17 protein-coding genes are annotated in these 24,013 nt (G+C 68.3%); 11 read left to right on the top strand and 6 right to left on the bottom strand.

The genetic code is table 11. From position 1 onward, the window contains the following. The first annotated feature begins 12 nt into the window (after window positions 1-12). From leuC to leuB, 3 genes are read left to right on the top strand one after another with little or no spacing between them, the layout of a single operon-like run. Window positions 13-1,434, top strand: coding sequence for a 3-isopropylmalate dehydratase large subunit (gene leuC, locus AC3IR9_RS17105; RefSeq protein ID WP_489292209.1), 1,422 nt, complete (start codon window positions 13-15; stop codon window positions 1,432-1,434). Beyond that, window positions 1,434-2,012, top strand: a complete 579-nt coding sequence (gene leuD / locus AC3IR9_RS17110) for a 3-isopropylmalate dehydratase small subunit (RefSeq protein ID WP_489292211.1) — start codon at window positions 1,434-1,436, stop codon at window positions 2,010-2,012. Before leuC ends, leuD begins: the two co-directional genes overlap by 1 nt. Further along, window positions 2,002-3,066, top strand: coding sequence for a 3-isopropylmalate dehydrogenase (leuB, locus tag AC3IR9_RS17115; RefSeq protein WP_489292213.1), 1,065 nt, complete (start codon window positions 2,002-2,004; stop codon window positions 3,064-3,066). Before leuD ends, leuB begins: the two co-directional genes overlap by 11 nt. A gap of 791 nt (window positions 3,067-3,857) precedes the next feature. Here the strand turns inward: leuB and AC3IR9_RS17120 are convergent. Continuing rightward, a complete protein-coding gene (locus AC3IR9_RS17120) occupies window positions 3,858-7,022 on the bottom strand; it encodes an efflux RND transporter permease subunit (protein WP_489292215.1) in 3,165 nt (1,054 codons plus the stop codon). Between the two features lie 4 nt (window positions 7,023-7,026). Beyond that, window positions 7,027-8,157 (bottom strand): efflux RND transporter periplasmic adaptor subunit, encoded by a 1,131-nt coding sequence (locus AC3IR9_RS17125; protein WP_489292216.1) that lies wholly within the window; start codon window positions 8,155-8,157, stop codon window positions 7,027-7,029. 121 nt (window positions 8,158-8,278) lie between these two features. Between AC3IR9_RS17125 and AC3IR9_RS17130 the strand changes: the two genes are divergently transcribed. The 5 genes from AC3IR9_RS17130 (at window position 8,279) to mgtE (ending at window position 14,148) form a co-directional block, all read left to right on the top strand. After that, window positions 8,279-8,950: a TetR/AcrR family transcriptional regulator gene (locus AC3IR9_RS17130; protein WP_489292217.1), complete on the top strand. Its 672-nt coding sequence runs from the start codon at window positions 8,279-8,281 to the stop codon at window positions 8,948-8,950. A 137-nt stretch (window positions 8,951-9,087) separates the two neighbouring features. Beyond that, window positions 9,088-9,735 carry a protein-L-isoaspartate O-methyltransferase family protein gene (locus tag AC3IR9_RS17135; RefSeq protein WP_489292218.1) on the top strand — a complete coding sequence of 216 codons (648 nt, stop codon included), beginning with the start codon at window positions 9,088-9,090 and terminating at the stop codon, window positions 9,733-9,735. A 16-nt stretch (window positions 9,736-9,751) separates the two neighbouring features. Then, window positions 9,752-11,116 (top strand): TolC family outer membrane protein, encoded by a 1,365-nt coding sequence (locus tag AC3IR9_RS17140; protein WP_489292220.1) that lies wholly within the window; start codon window positions 9,752-9,754, stop codon window positions 11,114-11,116. Between the two features lie 929 nt (window positions 11,117-12,045). Next, complete coding sequence (locus tag AC3IR9_RS17145) at window positions 12,046-12,714, top strand: hypothetical protein (protein ID WP_489292221.1); 669 nt, start codon at window positions 12,046-12,048, stop codon at window positions 12,712-12,714. Window positions 12,715-12,762: 48 nt separating this feature from the next. Further along, complete coding sequence (mgtE, locus tag AC3IR9_RS17150) at window positions 12,763-14,148, top strand: magnesium transporter (RefSeq protein WP_489292222.1); 1,386 nt, start codon at window positions 12,763-12,765, stop codon at window positions 14,146-14,148. A gap of 27 nt (window positions 14,149-14,175) precedes the next feature. On the opposite strand, the gene waaA is transcribed toward mgtE, so the two are convergent. Continuing rightward, window positions 14,176-15,474 (bottom strand): lipid IV(A) 3-deoxy-D-manno-octulosonic acid transferase, encoded by a 1,299-nt coding sequence (waaA, locus tag AC3IR9_RS17155; protein WP_489292223.1) that lies wholly within the window; start codon window positions 15,472-15,474, stop codon window positions 14,176-14,178. A gap of 86 nt (window positions 15,475-15,560) precedes the next feature. On the opposite strand from waaA, the gene AC3IR9_RS17160 reads away from it, so the two are divergent. After that, a complete protein-coding gene (locus tag AC3IR9_RS17160) occupies window positions 15,561-16,481 on the top strand; it encodes an LpxL/LpxP family Kdo(2)-lipid IV(A) lauroyl/palmitoleoyl acyltransferase (protein WP_489292224.1) in 921 nt (306 codons plus the stop codon). A 264-nt stretch (window positions 16,482-16,745) separates the two neighbouring features. Here AC3IR9_RS17160 and AC3IR9_RS17165 read toward each other — a convergent pair whose 3' ends face one another. The 3 genes from AC3IR9_RS17165 to AC3IR9_RS17175 are packed head-to-tail and all read right to left on the bottom strand — an operon-like array spanning window position 16,746 to window position 19,389. Then, window positions 16,746-18,083, bottom strand: a complete 1,338-nt coding sequence (locus AC3IR9_RS17165) for an O-antigen ligase family protein (RefSeq protein WP_489295873.1) — start codon at window positions 18,081-18,083, stop codon at window positions 16,746-16,748. Then, the gene (locus AC3IR9_RS17170) at window positions 18,064-19,176 is read right to left on the bottom strand and encodes a glycosyltransferase (protein WP_489292225.1); all 1,113 of its coding nucleotides are present in this window, start codon (window positions 19,174-19,176) and stop codon (window positions 18,064-18,066) included. The genes AC3IR9_RS17165 and AC3IR9_RS17170 overlap by 20 nt, the downstream gene beginning before the upstream one ends. A gap of 15 nt (window positions 19,177-19,191) precedes the next feature. Then, window positions 19,192-19,389, bottom strand: coding sequence for a zinc-finger domain-containing protein (locus AC3IR9_RS17175; RefSeq protein WP_489292226.1), 198 nt, complete (start codon window positions 19,387-19,389; stop codon window positions 19,192-19,194). 387 nt (window positions 19,390-19,776) lie between these two features. Here AC3IR9_RS17175 and AC3IR9_RS17180 point away from each other — a divergent pair, with 387 nt between their 5' ends. Beyond that, a complete protein-coding gene (locus tag AC3IR9_RS17180) occupies window positions 19,777-23,127 on the top strand; it encodes a GH92 family glycosyl hydrolase (protein WP_489292227.1) in 3,351 nt (1,116 codons plus the stop codon). Between the two features lie 62 nt (window positions 23,128-23,189). Then, window positions 23,190-23,837, top strand: a complete 648-nt coding sequence (locus AC3IR9_RS17185) for a basic secretory protein-like protein (RefSeq protein WP_489295875.1) — start codon at window positions 23,190-23,192, stop codon at window positions 23,835-23,837. Window positions 23,838-24,013 lie beyond the last annotated feature (176 nt).

The raw sequence follows: 24,013 nt of genomic DNA on the forward strand, positions 1-24,013 counted from the left end.
CAAGGCCATCCCATGACCCCAGCTCCCCGCACCCTGTACGACAAACTGTGGGACGCCCACTTGGTCGTGCCCGAATCGGACAGCGCGCCCGCCGTGCTGTATATCGACCTGCACCTGATCCACGAGGTGACCTCGCCGCAGGCCTTCACCGCGCTGCGCGAACGCGGCCTGTCGCCGCGTTGTCCGGACCGGACCAAGGCCACGATGGACCACTCCACCCCCACCCTGCCGGCCCGCGCCGACGGCAGCCTGCCCTATGCCAGCGCCGCCTCCGAGGCGCAGGTGGCGATGCTGGCGCGCAACTGCGCCGAGCACGCCATCGAACTGTTCGACCTGCACTCGGCCAACCGCGGCATCGTCCACGTGATCGCCCCCGAGCAGGGCTTCACCCAGCCGGGCATGACCATTGTCTGCGGCGACAGCCACACCTCCACGCATGGTGCATTCGGGGCCTTGGCCTTCGGCATCGGCACCAGTGAAGTGGGCCACGTGCTGGCCACCCAGTGCCTGCTGCAACGCAAAGCGAAGACCATGGCGATCACCGTCGACGGCGTGCTGCCGGTCGGCGTGGGCGCCAAGGACGTGGTGCTGCACATCATCGGGGTGATCGGCGTCAACGGGGGTACCGGCCACGTGCTGGAGTTCCGTGGCAGCGCGATCGAGGCGATGGACATGGAGCAGCGCATGACCCTGTGCAACATGTCCATTGAAGCCGGCGCGCGCGCCGGCATGGTCGCCCCGGACCAGACCACCTTCGACTGGGTGGCCAACACCCCGCGCGGCCCCAAGGGTGCCGACTTCGACGCCGCCGTGGTCGCCTGGTCGCAGCTGCGCAGCGATGCCGGCGCGCGCTTCGATGCGGCCGTGCATATCGACGCCGCCGACATCCGCCCCACCCTGACCTGGGGCACCCATCCGGGCACCGCCATCGCGGTTGACCAGCCGATTCCGGCGGCCAACGATGCCGCCGACCAGAAGGGCCTGGACTACATGCAGTTCCACGCCGGGCAGACCTTGGCGGGTACCCCGGTGGACGTGGTGTTTGTCGGCTCGTGCACCAATGGCCGCCTGAGCGACATGCGCGAAGTGGCGCAGGTGCTGCAGGGCCGTCGCATCGCCGAGGGCGTGCGCATGCTGGTGGTGCCCGGCTCGGAGATCGTCAAGCGGCAGGCTGAAGCCGAGGGCATCGACACCATCGTGCGTGCGGCCGGCGCGGAATGGCGCGAGCCGGGGTGTTCGATGTGCATTGCCATGAATGGCGACCTGGTCGCCCCCGGGCAGCTGGCGGTGAGTACCAGCAACCGCAATTTCGAAGGCCGCCAGGGCCCCGGGTCGCGCACGTTGCTGGCCTCGCCGATGACCGCCGCCTGGGCCGCGGTGAACGGCCGCGTGGCCGACCCGCGTGAACTGTACGCCGCCCGGGAGGTGGCCTGATGAGCGGCTTCCGTAGCCTGACGTCCACCAGCGTGGTGCTGGCCGGGACCAACATCGATACCGACCAGATCATTCCGGCGCGGTTCCTGTCCACCACCGAGCGCGCCGGGCTGGGCAAGCATGCCTTCAACGACTGGCGCTGGCAGGCCGACGGCTCACCGACTCCGGACTTCGCCTTCAACCAGCCGCACAACGCCGGCCGCAGCATCCTGCTGGCCGGGCGCAACTTCGGCTGCGGTTCCTCGCGCGAGCATGCGCCGTGGGCATTGACCGACCTGGGCCTGCGCGCCATCGTCAGCAGCGAGATCGCCGACATCTTCCGCGGCAATTCGCTGAAGAACGGCCTGCTGCCGATCGTGCTGGACGAGGCCGACGTGCAGACCCTGATGCAGCGCCCCGACGATGCACTGACCATCGATGTGGCCACGCGCGAACTGCGCACCCCCGATGGCCGGGTCTACACCTTCCCGCTGGACGGCTTCTCGCAGACCTGTCTGCTGGAAGGCGTGGACCAGCTGGGGTATCTGTTGGGCCGCGGCCCTGAAATTGAACGCTATGAGAGTGAACATGCACGCTGAGATCGTCGTACTGCCCGGTGATGGCATTGGTCCGGAAGTCGCCACCGCCGCCGTGGCGGTACTGGACGCCGTCGCGACCCGCTTCGGCCACACCTTTGTATTCACCGAGCACGACATCGGGGGCATCGCCATCGACCGTCACGGCGAACCGCTGCCGGCCGCCACCCTCGATGCCTGCCGCAACGCGCAGGCGATCCTGCTGGGCGCGGTGGGCGGCCCGAAGTGGTCCGATCCCAACGCCAAGGTGCGCCCCGAGCAGGGCCTGCTGGCTATCCGCAAGGCATTGGGCCTGTACGCCAACCTGCGCCCGGTGCGCACCCACGAGGCGGCGCTGAACGCCTCGCCGATCAAGCCCGAGCTGCTGCGCGGCGTGGACTTCGTGGTGGTGCGCGAGCTGACCGGCGGCATCTACTTCGGCGAGAAGACCCGCACCGCCGACACCGCCAGCGACCTGTGCAGCTACAGCGTGGCCGAAATCGAGCGTGTGCTGCGCACTGCCTTCCGTCTGGCACGGCAGCGCCGCGGCAAGGTCACCTCGGTGGACAAGGCCAATGTGCTGGAAACATCGCGCCTGTGGCGCGATGTGGCCGCGCGGATTGGCCGCGAGGAGTTCCCGGAGATCGCACTGGAGCACCAGCTGGTCGATTCGATGGCCATGCACCTGCTGGCCAAGCCGCGCGAGTACGACGTGATCGTCACCGAGAACATGTTCGGCGACATCCTTACCGACGAAGCCTCCATGCTGGCCGGCTCGCTGGGCCTGCTGCCGTCGGCCTCGCTGGGTGAGCCCGGCGCGGTCGGCATCTACGAGCCGATCCACGGCTCGGCGCCGGACATTGCCGGCAAGGGCATCGCCAACCCGTACGCGACGATCTTCAGCGCGGCGATGCTGCTACGCCATTCGTTGGGGCTGGCGGACGAAGCGGCGGCGGTGGAGGCGGCCGTGCATGCGGCGTTGGATGCGGGCGTGTTCACCGCCGATCTGGCCGCCCAGGGGGCTGCGGTAAGCACCACCCAGGCCACCGACACGGTGCTGGCGCGGCTGCGGGCCTGACCGGCCACGGGCCTCGGCCCAATGCCGATACCCGGTAGAGCCGACCATTGGTCGGCTGGCCGCGCAGCGCGCGGCCGCTCTTTTGCGGGTAATCGGTGCCGGCGCGGAGAGCAGCCGACCAACGGTCGGCTCTACGGGGTGTCTGCGTCGGCATTCATGCTGACCGGCCTCGGCCCAATGCCGATACCCGGTAGAGCCGACCGTTGGTCGGCTGGCCGCGCAGCGCGTGGCCGCTCTTTTGCGGGTAACCGGTGCCGGCGCGGAGAGCAGCCGACCAACGGTCGGCTCTACGGGATGTCTGCGTCGGCATTCATGCTGACCGGCCACGGCCCAATGCCGATACCCGGTAGAGCCGACCATTGGTCGGCTGACCGCGCAGCGCGCGGTTGCTCTTTTGCGGGTAGCGGTGCCGGCGCGGAGAGCAGCCGACCAACGGTCGGCTCTACGGGTTGTCTGCGTCGGCATTCATGCTGACCGGCCACGGCCCAATGCCGATACCCGGTAGAGCCGACCATTGGTCGGCTGACCGCGCAGCGCGCGGTTGCTCTTTTGCGGGTAATCGGTGCCGGCGCGGAGAGCAGCCGACCAACGGTCGGCTCTACGGGTGTCTGCGTCGGCATTCATGCTGACCGGCCACGGCCCAATGCCGATACCCGGTAGAGCCGACCGTTGGTCGGCTGGCCGCGCAGCGCGCGGCCGCTCTTTTGCGGGTAAGCGGTGCCGGCGCGGAGAGCAGCCGACCAACGGTCGGCTCTACGGGATCATCGACATCGGGAGTCGGCCGATATCGGTCAACCCGCGCTGCCCTCATCCGGCTTCACCCGGAACCACGCCGCATACAACGCCGGCAGGAACACCAGGGTCAGCACCGTGCCGACGATCAAGCCACCCATGATCGAGATCGCCATCGAGCCGTAGAACGCACTGCGCGACAACGGAATCATCGCCAGCACCGCGGCCAGCGCGGTCAACACGATCGGGCGGAAGCGGCGCACGGTGGCGTCGATGATCGCGTGCCAGCGGTCATGGCCGGCGTCGATGTCCTGCTGGATCTGGTCGATCAGGATCACCGAGTTGCGCATGATCATGCCGGCCAGGGCAATCGTGCCCAGCAGCGCGACGAAGCCGAACGGTGCACGGAACAGCAGCAGGAACAGCGTGGCCCCGATGATGCCCAGCGGCGCGGTGACCAGCACCATCGCCGCCCGCGAGAAGCTGCGCAGCTGCAGCATCAGCAGCGTGGCCACCACGATCAGGAACAGCGGCATGCCGGCCTTGATCGAGTTCTGCCCGCGCGCCGAATCCTCGACCGTGCCGCCGGTCTCCATCAGGTAGCCCGACGGCAGCTGTGCGCGAATGCCGTCCAGGGTCGGTTCGATCTGCTTGACCACGTCCAGCGGCTGCATGCCGTCACCGATGTCGGCGCGTACGGTCACCGTCGGCAGGCGGTTGCGATGCCAGATGATGCCGTCCTCGAACGCATACTCCAGGCGGGCCACCTGCGACAACGTCACCGGGGTGCCGCTGGCGGTGGGAATGGCCAGGCTGCCGATCATGCCCAACTGCGCGCGCTCGTTGTCCGGGCCACGCAGCAGCATCTCGATCTGGCGGTTGCCTTCACGATAGGTGCTCACGCTCATGCCCGACAGCGAACTGCTCAGGAACTGGCTGACCTGCGCACTGCTCACGCCCAGCGCGCGCGCACGGTCCTGGTCGATCACCAGCCGCACCACTTTGCTCGGTTCACTCCAGTCCAGGTTGACGTTGATCACGTGCGGGTTCTCGCGCACCTTGGCCTCGACCTGGCGGGCGATCGCCTGCACCTGCGCGATGTGCTCGCCGGACACCCGCATCTGCACCGGGTAGCCGACCGGCGGGCCGTTCTCCAACCGGGTCACGCGCATCTGCACGTCCGGGAACTGCTTGATCACTTCTTTCAACATCCAGTCACGGGTGGCTTCGCGCGCCTTGGCATCGGCGGTGAGCACCACGAACTGGGCGAAATTGGTGGCCGGCAGCTGCTGGTCCAACGGCAGGTAGAAGCGCGGCGAACCGGTACCGACGTAGGCCACGTAGTTGCTGATGCCCTCACGCCCCTTCAGCAGCGTCTCCAGCTTGGTGGCCTGCGCCTGGGTGGCCGCCAGCGATGCGCCTTCGGCCAGTTCGATGTCCACCATCAGTTCGGGCCGGGTCGAATCGGGGAAGAACTGCTGCGGCACGAAGCGGAAGATCACCAGCGAGAACACGAACAGCGCCGCGGTGGCCGCGATCACCCACCAGCGATGGCGCAGGCAGCGATCCAGGAACGCGCGGAAGCGGGTGTAGAACGGCCGCTGGTAGGGATCGTGGTCGTGCGCATGTTCCTTCGGCGCGAGCCAGCGCGCGAACGCCGGATGACGGTCGGCCCACTGCAGGCGCCTGGCCCGCCAACGCCCGGCCAGGCTGTCCGGCTTGGGCAGCTGCCGATTGAACAGGTCCGGCAGCATCTTGTCGCCCAGGTAGGGAATGAACAGCACCGCGGCAATCCACGACACCACCAGCGCGATGGTCACCACCTGGAACAGCGAGCGGGTGTACTCGCCGGTGCTGGACGCGGCCGTGGCGATCGGCAGGAAGCCGGCGGCGGTGATCAGCGTGCCGGTCAGCATCGGAAATGCCGTCGATTCCCAAGCGAAACTGGCCGCGCGCAGGCGGTCGTAGCCCTGCTCCATCTTGGTGGCCATCATCTCCACCGCGATGATCGCATCATCCACCAGCAGGCCCAGCGCCAGCACCAGCGCGCCGAGTGAAATCTTGTGCAGGCCGATGCCAAAGTAATGCATGACGAAGAACGTCATCGCCAGCACCAGCGGAATGGTCACCCCGACCACCAGGCCGGTACGCAGGCCGAGTGAGAAGAAGCTGACCAGCAGCACGATCACCACCGCTTCGGTCAGCACCTGCACGAACTCGCCCACCGACTCTTCCACCGCATGCGGCTGGTCGGACACCTTGCGCAGTTGCATGCCGGCCGGCAGGGTCTTCTGCAGGCGCTCGAACTCGGCATCCAGGGTGGCGCCGAGCTTGAGGATGTCGCCGCCGTCCTTCATCGCCACTGCCAGGCCGATCGCATCGGCACCCATGAAACGCATCTTCGGCGAGGCCGGGTCGGCGAAGCCGCGCTTGACCTCGGCGATGTCGCCCAGGTGCAGGGTGCGATCACCGGCCTGGATCGGGAACTTGCGGATGTCCTCGACGCTGTCGAACTGCCCGGTCACGCGCAGCTGCACGCGATCGCTCGGGGTTTCAAAGAAGCTGGTGGCGGCCACCGCGTTCTGGTCGGCCAGCGCCTGCTGCACCTGCTGCAGCGACACGCCCAGCGTGGCCAGCTTGGTGTTGGACAGTTCGATCCAGACCTTCTCGTCCTGCAGGCCGACCAGGTCGATCTTGCCCACGTCGGGCACGCGCTGCAGTTCCAGCTGGATGCGGTCGGCATAGTCGCGCATCACCGCGTAGTCGAAGCCCTGTCCGGTCAGTGCGTAGATGTTGCCGAAGGTATCGCCGAACTCATCGTTGTAGAACGGCCCGACGATCTCGCGCGGCAACGTGGCCTTGATGTCGCCCACGCGCTTGCGCACCTGGTACCACAGGTCCGGGATCTGCCTGGAGCGCAGGCTGTCGCGGGCCATGAAGATCACCTGCGATTCGCCCGGGCGCGAGTACGAGCGGATGAACTCGTACTCGCCGGTGTTCATCAGCGCTTTTTCGATCGGCTCGGTGACCTGCCGCGAGACCTGCTCGGCGGTGGCGCCCGGCCACATCGTGCGCACCACCATCGCCTTGAAGGTGAACGGCGGGTCTTCGGACTGGCCCAGGTGCTTGTAGGACCACGCGCCGATCACCGCAAAGGCGATCATCGCAAACAGTACCAGCGGGCGATTGCTCAGCGCCCATTCGGAAAGATTGAAACGGCGCATGGGTTCAGTGCCCCTTGCCAGCGGCAGCGGGCGCGGCCGCCGGTGCCAGCACCGGGCGGTTCTGGCGATCCACCGGGGTCACCACCTGGCCGTCGCGCAGCAGGTGGCCGCCGGCGGCCACCACCCAATCGCCGGCACCCACACCGGTCAGTACCGGCACGGACTCGGCGGCATAGGCACCGACGGTCACCGGGGTCGCCTTGAGCGCGCCGTTGGACGGGTTCACCACCCACACGCTGGCCGTGCCGTCGGCACCGCGCAGCACGGCGGCCAGCGGCAGTTGCAGGGTGCCGCTGCGGCCGGCGGCGGCAAACACCCGCGCGCTCTGGCCCAGCTCCACTTCGCTGAGCGCCTCCGGTGCCAGGCTGACCCGGGTGGCATAGGTGCGCGCCTGCGCATCGGCGGCCGGGGCGATCTCGCGGATGCTGCCGGGCAGCAGCTGGCCCGGGCGGTTCCACAGTTCCACCTGCACCGGCTGGCCGACCTGGTAATCGCGGATGCTGCTCTCCGGCAGCGCGATCAGCACCTCGCGGCCGCCGTCGGCGGCCAGGGTGAACACGGTCTGGCCGGCACTGACCACCTGCCCGGCCTCGGCCTGGCGGCTGGCGATCACCCCGTCGGTCGGTGCACGCAGCTGCGCGTACCCGGCCTGGTTGCGGGCCACCGCCAGGTTGGCGCGGGCGGCGTTGGCCTGGGCCTGCGCCGCCTTGAACGCAGCGGTCTGCTGGTCCAGTGCCGACCGGCTCACCAGCTGGTCTTCGGCCAGCGTGGCGTAGCGCTTCTGGTCATCGCGGGCGCGCACCAGGTCGGCTTCGGCGGCGGCGAACTGCGCCTGCGATGCGGCGGCCTGCGAGGCATAGTCGGCCGCGTCCAGCTCGGCCAGCAGGTCGCCCTTGCGCACGCGCTGGCCGGCATCGACATGCCGCTTGACCAGGTTGCCGCCCACCCGGAACGACAACGGGCTTTCCTGGCGGGCATGCACTTCGCCCGGATAGGCGGCCGCTTCCTGCCCGGCCACGGTGCCCGGATGCACCACCAGTACCGGGATCGCCGCCACCGGCTCGGCATCCTGCTTGCCACACGCTGCCAGCATCACTGCCAGCAGACCACCGCCCACCCAACGCATGTTTTTCATGAGGTACAGGACCTGAAAGGAAATCCGGGAAGCGCGCGGGCAACATACTGTTCCAGCGCGGCCAATAGTGAACCAGCCGGTATAGTATAAATATCAAACCGATTGGTCTAGTATTGATTGGATGAGTGATCCTACCTCCCCTGCTGCGCTGACCAAGCCGGCTGCCAAGGCCTCCGGGCCCGGGCGCCCGAAGGACCTGGGCAAGCGTGCGGCCATCCTGGAATCGGCCCAGGTGCTGTTCGTGGAACAGGGCTACAACGGGGTCAGCATGGACAGCATTGCCGCGCAGGCGGGGGTGTCGAAGCTGACCGTTTACAGCCATTTCGGCGACAAAGAGACCCTGTTCGCCGAAGCGGTGAAGTCCGCCTGTTCGCAGATGCTGCCCGACACGCTGTTCGTCGCCGATGCCGAGGCGCCGCTGCGCGACCAGTTGCTGGGCATCGGCCAGGCGTTCTTCGACATGATCACCTCGCAGGCGGCCGTGGCCGTGCAGCGGGTGATGATGGCCCCGGAAACCGACGACCGGCTGCGCGAGATGTTCTGGCTGGCCGGGCCGCAGCGCACCACCGATGCGCTGGCCGAGTTCCTGCGCGCGCGCGTCAGCCGCGGCGAGCTGGAGATCGACGACTGCCCCACCGCCGCCCTGCAGCTCATGACCTTGATCAAAGGCGAGCTGCATACGCATATGATGTGCGGGCTGCGGCCGGCTCCGGTCGAAGGCGATGCCGACGCCCACCTGAGCGCGAGCGTCGACTTTTTCCTGAGAGCCTACGCACCGCGCCCACCGGCGTGATAACAACATGAATGGACCGGAGGTCGCGGTGACTTCCGGCACTGCGACCCCGGCGCGACGGCAGCGATGCTCTCAGCGCGCCGCCGGCTCCCGGCACCGGTAAAATGGCCGGCCCACTGCGCTGGATATAGAACCCCATGACGATCGATTACTCCCACGCCCGCGAACTGATGGTCGAACAGCAGATCCGCCCTTGGGATGTGCTGGAAATCCGCGTGCTCGATGTACTGGCACGCCTGCCGCGGGAGGCATTCGTCGCTGAATCGCACAAAGCCCTGGCCTACGCCGACATCGAACTGCCGCTCGGCTTCGGGCAGAAGATGATGAAGCCGGTCATCGAGGGCCGTACCCTGCAGGCGCTGGACCTGCAGCCGGGCGATGAAGTGCTGGAAATCGGCACCGGCAGCGGCTTCCTGAGCGCCTGCATGGGTGAACTGGCCCGCGACGTGCTGAGCCTGGAGATCCAGCCGGAACTGGCTGCCGGTGCGCGTGCGCGCCTGGATGCCGCCGGCCTGGGCAACAACGTCCGTATTGAAACCGCCGACGCACTGAGCTGGGATACCGAACGTCGCTTCGATGCGATCTGCGTGACCGGCGCGGTGGACGTCATCCCGTCACGTTTCGCCCAGTGGCTGCGTCCCGGTGGTCGCCTGTTCGCCATCCGCGGCCGTTCGCCGGTGATGGAAGCGGTGCTGGTCCAGGCCGACGGCAGCACCGAGTCGCTGTTCGAAACCGATATCGATTACCTGCGCGGTGCCGCCCCGGCGCCCCAGTTCCAACTCTGAGTCCAAGGAAGCCGCAATGATCCGCCGATCCCTCGCAATTGCGCTGGCCGCCGCCCTGCTGCCGATGACCGCCTCTGCCGCCGACCTGCTGCAGGTCTATGAAATGGCGCGCAATGGCGATCCGCAGCTGTCTGCCGCCGAATCGACCCGCCTGTACGACAAGGAAGGCGCCGTGCAGGCGCGTGCCGCGCTGCTGCCGCAGCTCAATGGTGAGGCCTCGCTCAACCGTACCCGCACCTCGCCGGACTACGATGTGAGCTCGGCGTCGTTCGCCACCAAGAGCCGCAACTACACGATCAACGGCAGCCAGACGCTGGTCAACTTCTCCCAGTTCGCCAACCTGCGGTCGCAGCGCGATCTGAGCAAGGCGGCCGACTTCACCCTGGATTCGGCCAACGACAGCCTGATCGTGCGGACCTCGGCGGCGTACTTCAACGTGCTGGTGGCGATCGAATCGCTGACCGCGGCAGAGACCAACGAGGCGGCGGCGAAGAAGCAGTTCGACTTCGCCGACAAGCGTCTGGAAGTGGGCCTGGCCCCGATTACCGATGTGCATGAAGCGCGCGCCCAGTACGACCAGGCCCGCGCCAACACGATCGTGGCGCAGAACACCCTGGCCGACAGCTACCAGGCGCTGACCGAGCTGACCGGGCAGCCGGTGGCCGACCTGCGTGCCCTGCCGGCTGATTTCCGCCCGGAACTGCCGGCCAAGTACGCCCAGATCGACCAGCTGGTTGGCGAAGCGGTGGCGCAGAACCCGGCGTTGAAAGCGCAGGAACTGAAGGTCAGCGCCGCCGAATCGGGCGTGTCCGCCGCGCGTGCCGGTCATTACCCGACCCTGTCGCTGGGTGCCACGGCCGGCAAGTCGGCCAGTTGGGGCGATGTGGTGGGTGACGGCGGCAGCAGCTTCAGCCCGGACCGCCGTACCAACAGCGTCGGCCTGACCCTGAGCGTGCCGATCTTCTCCGGCGGTGCCACCCAGTCCGGCGTGCGCCAGGCATTGGCGTCGCGCGACATCGCCCAGGACGGCTACGAGCAGCAGAAGCGCGCGCTGGACCGCAACACCCGCAATGCCTACCAGACCCTGGTCGCGGGCATCAGCGAAGTGGAAGCGCGACGCCTGGCGGTGGTTTCGGCACAGAGCGCCTACGACGCATCGCAGGTCGGCCTAGAAGTGGGTACCCGCACCGTGCTGGACGTGATCCAGAACCAGCGCATCCTGTTCTCGGCGCAGCTGGACTACGCCAACGCGCGCTACACCTTCCTGCAGAACCGCCTGCAGCTGGGCCAGGCCGTGGGCACGCTGGACATCGCCGAACTGCAGGACATCAATCGCCTGCTGACCCAGGCCGCGGCGACGCCGAGCACCAAGGTCAACTGAATCCGGCGACATCGCTGTCGAAGAAACCACCCGCATGCGGGTGGTTTTTTTTTGCTCTTCTCCCATATGCCAAAGGGCGCCAGCAGCAGGCTGGTGTGTCTTCGCTTGGCTATGACGCGCGCGTCCGGGGCCGCTTGGCGGCCGACAGGCCCTTTCGCAAATGTCCCCCGGCCGACGCCTGCGGCGACGGCCTCCTCCTTTATTTTGCCAAGGACCTGCCGGCCGCCAAGCGGCTCGGCTCGCGGAGGCGCACTCCGGTATTTGCCGTGGGCGGCCAGAGTTCTCTGCACGCGGTCACCGATGCCCTTGCGTGCGAAATAAAGGAGGAGGTGACGGCCGCAGGCCGGCGCCGGGGGACATTCGCACGCAAGGGCATCGGTGACCGGCGCTCGACCCACTTGCCGCGTGAACTCCCCCTGCCCAGCGTGAGAGCAGATGACAGAAGCTGCCCTCTGCCTTTTCCATCATCGGGAGAAGTATTTTTTTGATCGGATCGCACGCCAGCCACGCATGGCGCAACGCCACCCTCGTGCGCCACGGCAGCCAATCACGTCATCGCGCGGCGCGCGCTCAGCGGCCTTGTTTCGCCATCAAACACGCGCCGCCACGGTTTTGCGGCAGGCGCCGGTATGCGGCATGTATACCGTGGTATCACCGCCCGAAAAGCGCTTGACCGATCCCGGCGCACTGTCTAACTTCCGCCCCGCACCTTCCCTTCTCCCAGAGACCCCCTCCTTGGACAGTCATAGTCGATCTCGTTGCTGCTCCTGAGCCGACGGACCCACTGACCCTCCAGGTCGGTCCCGTCCGCCCAGGACGGGGCCCCACGGCGTAGCGCCTGCTCGCCTGCCTCGCATCATCCGCATCGCAGTTCCACCCGACCCCCGACGAGGGTGCCGCTGGTGTTTCCGTTTGCCTGGAGATTGCCCATGCACACTTCCCGCGCATGTGTCCCGCTGCTGTTGAGCGTGGCCGTGTTTCCGTTGACCTCCCACGCCGCCGCCAGCCTGCTGGTGGACGACGCCGGTATCACCGACGCCCACCATTGCCAGCTGGAAAGCTGGGTGCGCCACACCGATGCCGGCCAGGAATGGACCACGGTGCCGGCCTGCACCGTGGCCGGCACTGAATATTCGCTCGGGATCACCCGCGCGCCCGGCACCCCCACCCTGCAGTGGGCCGCCGGTGCCAAGCGCGTGCTGCGCGACATCGACCAGCGTCGCTGGGGGCTTGCCTTGAGCGCCGGCATCGGTGGCAACGCGCATCAGCCGCGCTCGGATGATTGGGATCTCAACGCACCGCTGACCGTCGCGCTGGGCAGCGGCGAGCACGTCCGGCTGCACGTCAACCTGGGCTGGGCACATCGTGATGGCGTCAGTGGCCGCACCGAAGGTGTCGGCCTGGAGGCGGCCGCCACACCGCACTGGTCCGTGCTGGCCGAAACCGCACGCGATCCCGCCCGCCACCGCAGCAGCCAAGCCGGCATTCGCCGCCATCTCGGCCAGGCCGGCAGCGTCGACCTGCTGCTTGGACGGGTGCACCACCAGCCCGACAGCGGCTGGATCACGCTCGGTTTCAACCTCGCCTTCCCGCGCTGAGCGCTGCCTGCGCCCACGCCCGTTTCCGCATCCCCTCTGGAGCATCCCATGAACCGCGAAGACCTTCTGTTCTCGATCCGCACGCTGTCGCACTCCCACGATGCCGCCGGCTTTGCCAGCATCGCCAGCATCACCCACCCCACCGACCTGGCCGAGGTGCTGTCCAGCCTGGGCGACGAGGCATGCACCGGGCTGCTGATGCTGCTTGAGCCGTCGGCGCGCGCCGCGCTGTTCGCGCACTTCCACGACATCCGGCAGGACAGCCTGCTGGCGGCGATGCCGCGCGAGGCGGTGGTGCAGCTGTTCGAACAGATGCCCTCCGATGATCGCGCCGATCTGTTCAACCGCCTTGACCCGGACGCGCAGCAGAAGCTGCTGCCGGCGCTGGCCAAGGTCGAGCGCGACGACATCCTGCGCATGGCGTCTTATCCGAACGGCACCGTGGGCGCCGCTGCCACCTCCGACTACGCCTACGTCGCCCCGGACATGACCGTGGCCGAGGCCATCGCCCACCTTCGCAGCACCGCGCTGGACAAGGAAACGGTCAACATCGTGTTCGTCCTCGACCACGCACTGCGGCTGTGCGGCACGGTCACCCTGCGCGACCTGGTGCTGGCCGATGCCAGCGCCGCCATCCAACGCATCATGCAGCCCCGGCCCACCACCGCCGATGCGTACTGGCCAGAGCTGCAGGCCGCCGAACTGATCCGCCGTTACGACCTGCTGGCGTTGCCGGTGACCCACGCCGATGGCCGCATGATCGGCATCGTGACCGTGGACGATGCGATGGACATCGAGAAAGAGAGCGATGCCTCGCAGCTGGCGCGTTTTGGCGGCACCGTGGGTGCCAATGGCAACGACCTGGACGTGCGCAGCACGCCGCTCAAGCAGATGTTCCGCGTGCGCGTGTTCTGGCTGGCGATCCTGACCTGCTTCGGCATCGTCACCAGTACCTTCGTGGCCGCGCAGGAAACACTGCTGTCGCAGGTCATCGTGCTGGCCGCCTTCATCGCCCCGATCGTGGATATGGGCGGCAATACCGGCAGCCAGTCGGCCACGCTGGTGATCCGCAGCATGGCGCTGGGCGAGTTGAAACTGAGCTGGCGCGATGTGTGGTTCGTGGTCAAGCGCGAACTGCCGGTGGCGGCCGTGCTGGGGGTCACCATCGCCGTGCTCGAAGCGATCCTGGCCTACTTCAGCAAAGGCGTGGGCATGGACGTGCTGATGGTGGTCGGCTCAAGCATGCTGGTGTGCACCGCGCTGGGCGGGGTGATCGGCGCACTGCTGCCGTTTGCCGCCCGCCGCATCGGCGCCGATCCGGCCACGCTGTCCTCGCCGCTGATCACCTCGGTGATGGACCTGCTTGGCGTGTTCATCTACTTCGGGTTCGCCTACGCCTTCCTGGGCGACCTGCTGGTCGCCTCGGCCACGTAGTTGGCCCGGGCCACGCCCCGCTGGCGCTCAGGCCAGGGGCGGTGGCAGGTGCGGGGCGATCAGGGCCACGGTGCGGTCGAGCGCACCGCGCCCGTTGCTGACCAGCGTGCAGCCCGCACGCGCCATGTCTTCGCGCGCCTGCGGGTCGCGCAGCAGGGTCAGCAGGGCATCGCCCACCGCCGGTGCATCCTCGGCGATCACCACCGCGCCGGCCTCACGCATGCGCCGGGAAATCTCGGCGAAGTTGTGCAGGTGCGGACCGGTGACGGCGGCCGTGCCCATTGCTGCTGGTTCCAGCAGATTGTGTCCGCCGATGGCCTGCAGGCTGCCGCCGACGAAGGCCACCTGCGCGCATCCATAGAACGACATCAGCTCGCCCAGCGTATCGATGACGAACACGTCGGTGTCGGCCTGCGGCCACTGCTGCTGGCGGCGCGTGGCGACCTTCCAGCCCTGCTCGCGCGCCAGCGCTTCCACCCGCGGGAAGCGCTCGGGATGGCGCGGTGCCCACAACAGCAACAGCCCGGGCAGCGCTTCGCGCAGACGCCGGTGCAGGTCGATGGTGGCCTGCTCTTCGCCTTCGTGGGTGCTGGCGGCGATCCACACCGGGCGGTCGGCCGGCACCAGTGTGTGGAACTGCGCCACGAAGTCCTGCACGTTGGGCGCGGCGATGTCGAACTTGAGGTTGCCCAGCGCCTGCACCTGGCCGGGCAGCGCGCCCAGCTGCAGGAAGCGTTCGGCGTCGTCCTGCGATTGCGCGGCCACGCAGGTGACGGTGCGCAGCGCGCGCCCGATCAGTGGCCGCAGCAGCCGGTAGCCGCGCAGCGAGCGCGCCGACAGCCGCGCGTTGAGGATGTACACCGGAATGGCGCGGTCGCGGCAGCCGAACAGCATGTTCGGCCACAGCTCGGTTTCCAGGATCAACGCCAGGCTCGGCTTGAAGTGGCCCAGGAAGCGCCCGACGCTGCCCGGCACGTCGTAAGGCAGGTAGACGTGGTCCAGCGCATCGCCCCACAGCGCGCGCACGCGCTCGGAGCCGGTCGGGGTGATGGTGGTGATCACCCAGCGGATATCCGGGCGCAGCCTGCGCAGCGCGTTGACCAGCGGGGCCGCCGCATTGACCTCGCCCACCGACACCGCATGCAGCCACACCCGCGGCTGCCCACTGGGATGCGGATAGGAAGCATAGCGCTCGTCCCAGCGGCGGAAATACTCGCGCACCCGGAAACCGCGCCAGACCAGGTGGTACACGGTGATCGGCAGCAACAGGTACAGCACGGCCGAGTACAGGCCGCGCAGGATCCATTCGACAGGGCTTTTGCGCATGCGCAGAGGATACGGGAGCCGCGCGGGGAAGGCATCCCGCACCGCCGTGATGGGCCTGCCGGGATGCATCCATTAGAATCGAGCGCATGTCAGATAACCCTTCCACCGCCACTCGCCCGTCCCTGCGCGATCCGCGCAACTGGCCGATGTTCGCCGTCATGTTCGCCGCCTTCGGCGTGGCCCGCCTGCCATGGATGCTGCAGCGCGCGCTCGGCCGTGGGGTCGGCACCGTGACCTACCGCCTGGCCGGCAGCCGCCGACGTGCGGCCGAGGTCAACCTGCGGCTGTGTTTCCCCGAGAAGGACGAGGCTTGGCGCCAGCGCCTGCTGCGCGACAGCTTCGACGCCCTGGGTGTGGGCATTTTTGAATTCGCCCGGGCCTGGTGGGGCAGCATCGACAGCATCCGCCCGCAGGTGCAGATCGAAGGCCTCGAGCACCTGCAGCGCCTGCAGGCCGACGGCCGCGGCGTGCTGCTGGTCTCGGGGCACTTCATGACCCTGGAGATGTGCGGGCGGCTGCTGTGCGACCACGTGGACCTGTCGGGCATGTACCGCAAGCACCGCAACCCGGTGTACGAGTGGGCGGTCAAGTTCGGCCGGTTGCGCTATGCCAAGGCGATGTACGCCAACGAAGACATCCGCGCCACCGTCCGCCACCTCAAGAAGGGCGGCTTCCTGTGGTACGCGCCGGACCAGGACATGCGCGGCAAGGACACGGTGTTCGTGCCGTTCTTCGGTCATACCGCCGCCACCATCACCGCCACCCACCAGTTGGCGCGGATGACCGGCTGCGCGGTGGTGCCGTACTTCCATCGTCGCGAAGGCGGCAGATACTTCCTGAAGATCGGTGCGCCGCTGGAAAACTTCCCCAGCGAGGATGTCGAAGCCGATACGGCGCGCGTCAACCAGGCCATCGAAGCCATGGTGCGCGAAGCGCCGGACCAGTACCTGTGGATCCACCGCCGCTTCAAGCGCCAGCCGGGCGGCCGCAGCGATTATTACCAGTAGGCATGCGCACAACGGGGATCACCGGCCTCACGACCAACGGTCGTGAGCTACCGGTTGCATTGCGTACGGTCGTTGCCGGTTCCATTCCGCACGGTCGTTGCCGGGTGCATTCCGCGTGGTCGTTGCCGATTCCATTCCGCACGGTCGTTGCCGGTTCCATTCCGCACGGTCGTTGCCGGGTGCATTCGGCGCGGTCGTTGCCGATACCTACCGGCCGGATGCGCCCGGTAGGTACCGACCGTTGGTCGGTACGCGCCGGCCCGATCACCCTGCCGGGGGCTGGGTCTCGTCCCGGGCCAACAGGCTGCCGGCGTACAGCGCGGCCAGCAGCAGGGTCAGGCCCCCCCAGAACGTGGAATAGAACGCGAGGTGGGTGTTGAGCGGGAACACGGTAACCGCCAGCGCCAGCATGGCCGGGCGGGCGCGCTCGCGTGCCGCCGCCGGCGCGAAACGCCACGCGCGCCACGCCTGGGCGACTGCGGCCAGCCACAGCAGCAGGCCGAGCACACCGGTTTCGGCCAGGATCTCCAGCACGATCTGATGTGCGTGCAGCGCGGGCCCCTCGCCCCAGACCTCCTGCGCCTGCGGGGCCGGATTGCAGCCTTCGTAGGCATCGCGAAAACCACGCGCACCGACCCCGTTGATCGGATGGGCGGCAATCATGCAGCCGGCGGCGGACCAGATCTGGGCGCGGCCGGACAGGGCCTGGTTGACCCCGTCGCCGTCACCCTCCCAGGCCATGGCGGTGCGCGCCACGCGCTCACGGACCTGGGTCGAGCCCACTCCGATCGCCACCGCACCGACCAGCCCGATGGCCAGGCAGGCCAGCAGCACGCGGGCGCCCAGCAGGCGCCACCCCGAATACACCACCACCAGCGCATAGGTGAGCCAGGCCGCGCGTGAGCCGGCCAGCACCAGCACCACGCCCAGCGCCGCCGCCGCGAGGCTCCAGCCCCACCAGCGTGCATGCCGCGCCGCGGCGAACAGCAGGAACGGCGACAGGCTGGCCAGCACCTGGCCGAACTTGAGATTGCATGGCCCCAGCACACCGCTGAGCCGGTCCACGGCGGCTGTTTCCACCGGATTGCACAGCCCATGCCCGCTCACCGCCCATTTGATCTGGTCCAGCGACCAGAACAACGGACTGGTACCGAAGGCGGCCTGGGCCAGCGCATCCAGGGTCCACAGCGCGGCGATCAACGCGACCCCGCCCAGCGTCAGGCGGCGCCGCTGCGGGGTTGCCACGGCGATCGCCACCAGCCACATGAAGGGCAGATAGCGCAGCCCGGCGGCGGTCTTGCGCCACGCGGTGGCCGGGTCGATCGCATCGAATGCGGAAAAGGCCTGCGGCAGCCAATAACCCAGGAACAGGATGCTGGTCAGTGCCCATGCCGGCGCACTCAACAGGCGCTGCTTGCCCTGCATGCGCAATTGCACCATGCGGACGGCGGCATACAGCGCGCCCAGCACCAGGACGCTCTCGGCAATGCCCGGCAACGGCCACAACGCGACGAAGGCCAGCACCCACCACGGCGCCCAGCGGCCCGCGCGGGACCCTGGCGAGCCGGGCGCCAGCGGGATCTCAGCCGGCGAGGGAGGCATAGAGCTGGAGGGTGTCACGCTGCATCGCCTGCAAGGTGAAAGGAATGCGCGAAGGCAACGCCGGCGGGTGCTGCAACAACTGCCGCGCACGCGCCAGCAGGGCTTCGCTGTCGTGCAAGGCTACCGCACCGGAGGGCTGCAATTGCGCCAGCAGTTCGCCGACGCCACCGTGGTTCCAGCCCAGTACAGGCCGGCCCACCGACAACGCCTCGAGCACGGTACGCCCGAACGCTTCGGCCTTGTCCGATACCTGCAGCACCAGGTCGCTGGCCGCGTAGGCCTGGGCGATGCGGGTGGTGGGCGCGGTCATCAGCAGGTGGTCGGCAATGCCCAGCGCGCGCGCCTGTGCGTCCAATTCGGCCACATAGGCTTCGCGGCCGGGCTCGCGGGTGCCGGGCATCCACAGTGTGGCCGGCACCCCTTGGGCATGCAGGCCTGCCAGCAATGCCAGTGCATGCTGATGGCCCTTCAGGCGGGTGCCGCGGCCGGGCAGCAACAACAGTGGCGCCTGCGTGCCCAGCGCGGGATGTTGTTGGGCCACGGCCAGCCGCGCGCGCCGGTCGGTGCGCGCCACCGGCGGGAACTGCGCCACATCCACCCCGCGCGGAATCACCTGCAGGCGCTCGGCGTGCACGCCGGGGTAATGGGTCTGCACGAAGTCGCGCACGGTAGTGGACACGCAGATCACACGTTCGCCGCTGGTCATCACCGCGCTGTAGCGTCCCGGTGAATTCAACCCGTGCACGGTAGTCACCCAGCGCGGGCGCTGTGCGGGGGGCAGGTTGCGCACCGCATACAGGCCCAGCCAGGCCGGCAGCCGCGAGCGCGCGTGCACGATGTCCGCGCCCACTTCGGCGAACAGGTTGCGCAGGCTGCGCACGTGGCGCAGGGTCAGCAGCGACTTGCGGCCGATGTCCAGGGTGAGGTGTTCGGCGCCGCTGGCCAGCAGCGGTTCGACCAGCCGCCCACCGGCGGACACGACGATGGCCCGGTGGCCGGCGGCTACCAGGGCAGAGGCGATTTCAAGGGTGGAGCGTTCAACCCCGCCGGAGTGCAGCGCCGGCAGCAGCTGCACCACGGTCAGTTGGCGCACGATGGCAACCGTGGCTCAGTCGGCCAGCACGAACACGGCGCCGCAGTACGGGCACTTGGCCTCGCCATTGGGCTCGTCTTCGATCGGCAGGTACACGCGCGGGTGCGAGTTCCACAGGGCCATTTCCGGGGTCGGGCAGCTCAGCGGCAGGTCGGCGCGGTGCACGCTGTAGCGCTTCTCGGCGTTGGCGGGCGCGGTGGCGGTATGGCTCATGGCGTGGACACACAAAGGAATTGCGAGGGCGATGATTCTAGCATCCGGGGCCGGCGCGCCGCGGCTGCAGACACGCCACGGGGTGCCGCAGCTGCGGCCTGCATCACGCCACCGGACCGTTCTTTTTAAATCGATCCAAAGACACTGTCAACCCACCTGTCCAATGACGGATTTTCAGGGTTTGGATCGAACTAAATGGCACTTGCCAGCAGCATGACCGCTGTTGCAGCATCGAACCCGATTGAACCTCTGCCCCGATCGCATGGCCCGCCCCCCGCCGGACCTGCATCGCCCTCTCGTCCGCCCCTGGCGGCCGGGGTGATGCTGTCCGCCGTGGTCGCCGATGTGGGCCCTGCCTGCCGCCTGCCCTTTCCGGGAGACCCTTGCATGACCCTGTCCGCCCCGCGTCCCGCGCGCCCCGCCCTGCTTCCGCTCGCCCTGGCCGTGGCCTGCGCGTGCCTTGCCCTGCCTGCGTTGGGCCAAGGACTGCAGACCTCGTTCGAGCGTGGCCAACCGAGCCCGCAGCGCAGTGCGCAGGCGCTCCAGGTGGAGGTGGGTGACGGTCCGCGTGCGCCTTACGCGGCCAAGGCCGGCGTGGGCTACACCGGGATCCGCGCGCTGCGCTACAGCACCAAGGGCGGCGCGCAACGGCGCACGCTGTTCAACATCGACCTGCCGATCGAGGCCGACACCACCTTGAGCTGGCTGGTGCTGCCGGAGATCGTCGGCGGCGATACCGTCGCCTCCACCTACGTGTCACTGGACCTGCTGCTGGATGACGGCAGCCGGGTCTCGGCCAGCGCGGCGCGCGACCAGCATGGGGTCGCCATGGGTGCCACCGCGCAGGGCGATTCAAAGACGCTGTACCCGCAGCAGTGGGCGCGCAAGGCCGTGCGCCTGGGCGATGTCCCCGCGCTGCGCGGGCGTCGCGTGGTGGCGGTGGAACTGGAGGTGGCCAGCGCCGATGCGGCGCCGGTCGCCGGGTGGATCGACGACCTGCGCCTGGACGTGCAGCCGCGCGTGGTGCCGCAGCGCGCCTCCGACTGGGTCCTCACCACCCGCGGCACCCAGGCCAACGGCACCTTCTCGCGCGGCAACAATTTCCCCGCCACGGCGGTACCGCACGGCTTCAACTTCTGGACCCCGGTGACCGACGCCGGCGCACTGAACTGGTTGTACCGCTGGAACGAACAGAACGACGCGCGCAACCGCCCGCAGCTGCAGGCACTGGCGTTGAGCCACCAGCCCAGCCCGTGGATGGGCGACCGCCAGACCTTCCAGGTGATGCCCTCGGCCACGCGCGGCGTGCCCGAGGCCGACCGCAGCAAGCGGGCCCTGTCGTTCTCGCGCGACAACGAGCGCGCGCAGCCCTACCGCTACCAGGTGCAGTTCGACAACGGCATCGGCGCGGCGATCGCCCCGACCGACCATGCCGCGCTGTTCCGCTTCGACTTCCCGGAAAAGGGCGATGCCAACCTGCTGTTCGACAACGTCGACGCGCGCGGCGGGCTGACCCTGGATGCAGCCACCCAGACCCTGAGCGGCTACACCGACACCCGCAGCGGCCTGTCCAACGGTGCCACCCGCATGTACGTGGTGGCCAGCTTCGACACGCCTTGGCGCAGCAGCGGAGCGGTCAGCACCGGCCGCCCCACCGGCTACATCAAGTTCGCCGCGGGCAGCCGCCAGGTCAACATGCGCATCGCCACCTCGCTGATCTCCCTGGACCAGGCGCGGCACAACCTGGCCTTGGAACTGGCCGCCGATGACACCCTGGAGCGGGTCGCCGCCCGCGCGCAGGATGCGTGGGATGCGCGCCTGGCGCCGTTCGATATCGGCGATGCCAGCGACGACCAGAAGACCACGCTGTATTCCAGCCTGTACCGGCTGTACCTGTACCCCAACTCCGGCCACGAGAACGCCGGCACCGCCGCCGCGCCGGACTGGCGTTATGCCAGCCAGGCCAGCGCCGCCGACGACAGCTCCGATGCCAGCGCCACGCGCAGCTTCGCCCCGGTGCGCGACGGCAAGGTGTACGTCAACAACGGCTTCTGGGACACCTTCCGCACCACCTGGCCGGCCTACGCGCTGTTCACCCCCACCGATGCCGGCGAACTGGTGCAGGGCTTCCTGGAGCAGTACCGCGCCGGTGGCTGGGTCGCACGCTGGTCTTCACCCGGCTACGCCGACCTGATGGTGGGCACCAGTTCGGATGTGGCCTTCGCCGATGCGTGGCTGAAGGGGATCGGCGGCTTCGATCCGGAAGAGGCCTACGAGGCCGCGTTGAAGAACGCCACCGTGGTGCCGCCGGACCGCCATGTCGGGCGCAAGGGCATGGACCGTTCCAGCTTCCGTGGCTATGCCAGCGCCGAGGTGCATGAAGGCATGTCGTGGACGATGGAAGGGGCACTCAACGATTTCGGCATCGCCAACATGGCCCAGGCGTTGTCCAAACGTGCACGCACTGCGGCCGCACGCGAGCGCTACGCCACCGAGGCCGACTACTTCGGCCATCGCGCCGGTACCTATGCCACGCTGTTCGATCCGGCGGCAGGTTTTTTCCAGGGCCGCAAGGCCGATGGCAGCTGGCGCCTGGATGCCAAGGACTACGACCCGCGCGTGTGGGGCTTTGACTACACCGAATCCAACGGCTGGACGTTTGCCTTCACCGCCGCGCACGATGGCGAAGGCCTGGCCACGCTGTATGGCGGGCGCGAGCAGCTGGCAGCCAAGCTGGATGCGTTCTTCGCCACGCCGGAGACCGCCGATGCGGCCTTTGCCGGCTCCTACGGCGGCACCATCCACGAGATGACCGAAGCGCGCGATGTGCGCATGGGCATGTACGCGCACAGCAACCAGCCGGCGCACCACATCCCATGGATGTACCTGTACGCCGGGCAGCCATGGAAGACCCAGCAGCACGTCCGCGACATCCTGTCGCGACTGTACGTGGGCAGCGAGATCGGCCAAGGCTACCCCGGCGATGAGGACAACGGCGAAACCTCGGCGTGGTACCTGCTGGCCTCGCTGGGCCTGTATCCGCTGCGGATGGGCGCGCCGGAATATGCGATCGGCTCGCCCGCGTTCCGGCATGCGAAGGTGACCCTGCAGGGCGGCGCGGTGTTGACCGTCAATGCACCGCAGAACTCGCGCGAGAATGTGTACGTGCAGTCGCTGACGATCAACGGCAAGCCATGGAGCAACACCTGGGTGCCGCACGAGGTGATCGCCAAGGGCGCAACCCTGGACTTCGTGATGGGTCCAGAACCGTCGACATGGGGCAGTGGCCCGGACGCCGCGCCCCGCTCGCTGACCGCGCGCGGGCAACGCCCGGCCCTGCTGCATGACCTGCTCGGCCGTGGCGCGCAGGCGCACGCGGCCGACGGTACGGCACTGGCCGCGCTGATCGATGACGACGCAGGGACCACCACGCCGCTGGGCAAAGGCGCCACCATCACCCTGACCGGGGCCAGCGACGGCCGCGCCTCGATGTACACGCTGACCAGCGGCGACAGCGCAATCCGCAGCGGCCAGTGGACCCTGGAAGCACGCAGCAACGGCGGCCGCTGGACCACACTGGACCAGCGCCGGGGCGAGGATTTTGCTTGGGCAAAGCAGACCCGGCCGTTCCGCATCGCCAGCCCCGGCCGTTACGCCGAGTACCGCCTGCGGATTGCCGGGCCGGGCCGGATGCAGCTGGCCGAGGTGGAGTTGCTGGCACCGGATGGGGAGCGTTGAGGATGGCGATGATGGAAGTCAGCAAGCGGTTTTGTGCCGGGGCATGTCTGCTGTTGTTGGGGATGCTTGCACTGTTCGATGCAGCTGCCGTCGAGCAACGTGTGCAGCGTGGCGGGGTGACGCTGACCTACCGCGATGCGGCCGATGCACTGCCCGCGCCGCTGCGCACGCGGATCATCGACACGTTCTTCGCCGCCTACGTGCGTGAGCGGGCGGACTTTCATCCGGCCGCACCGGCACAGGTGCAGATCGTGATCGACCCTGACTACGACGGCATCGCCTTCGTAGGCGAGAAGGACAAGGCGGCCACCATCACCATCAACCCGGCGTGGCTGGACAAGCACCCAGAGGATGTGGACCTGGTGACCCACGAGGCGATGCACATCGTGCAGGGCTATCCCGAATATGCCAATGAACGCGTGCCGGGCTGGCTGGTGGAAGGCATCGCCGACTACGCGCGCGACCACTACGGGCAGGACAATGCGGCCGCCGGTTGGGCCCTGCCGACGGTGGTGAAGCAAGGGCAGAATTTCGATACCGGCTACCGGGTGACCGGCGCGTTCCTGAAGTGGAGCGAGGCGCAGCATCCTGGGCTGGTGAAGGCGCTGGATGGGGCGTTGCGCGACGGACGGTATGCGCCCGCGTTGTGGGAACAGCGCACCGGCATGGCGCTGCCTGCGCTGTGGACGGCGTACGTGCAGGCGCGTTGATACGACCGCTCGCACAATCCGGGCACGCCAGGTACTGACCGTGGGTCGGTACGCCGCACCTCGCATCGCCATATCGCCCCGGTAGGTACCGACCGTTGGTCGGTACGCCGCACCTGGCATCGCCGTATCGTCCCGGTAGGTACCGACCGTTGGTCGGTACGCTTTTCAGCGCGCCC

This window comes from Stenotrophomonas sp. GL_101 (assembly GCF_057835675.1).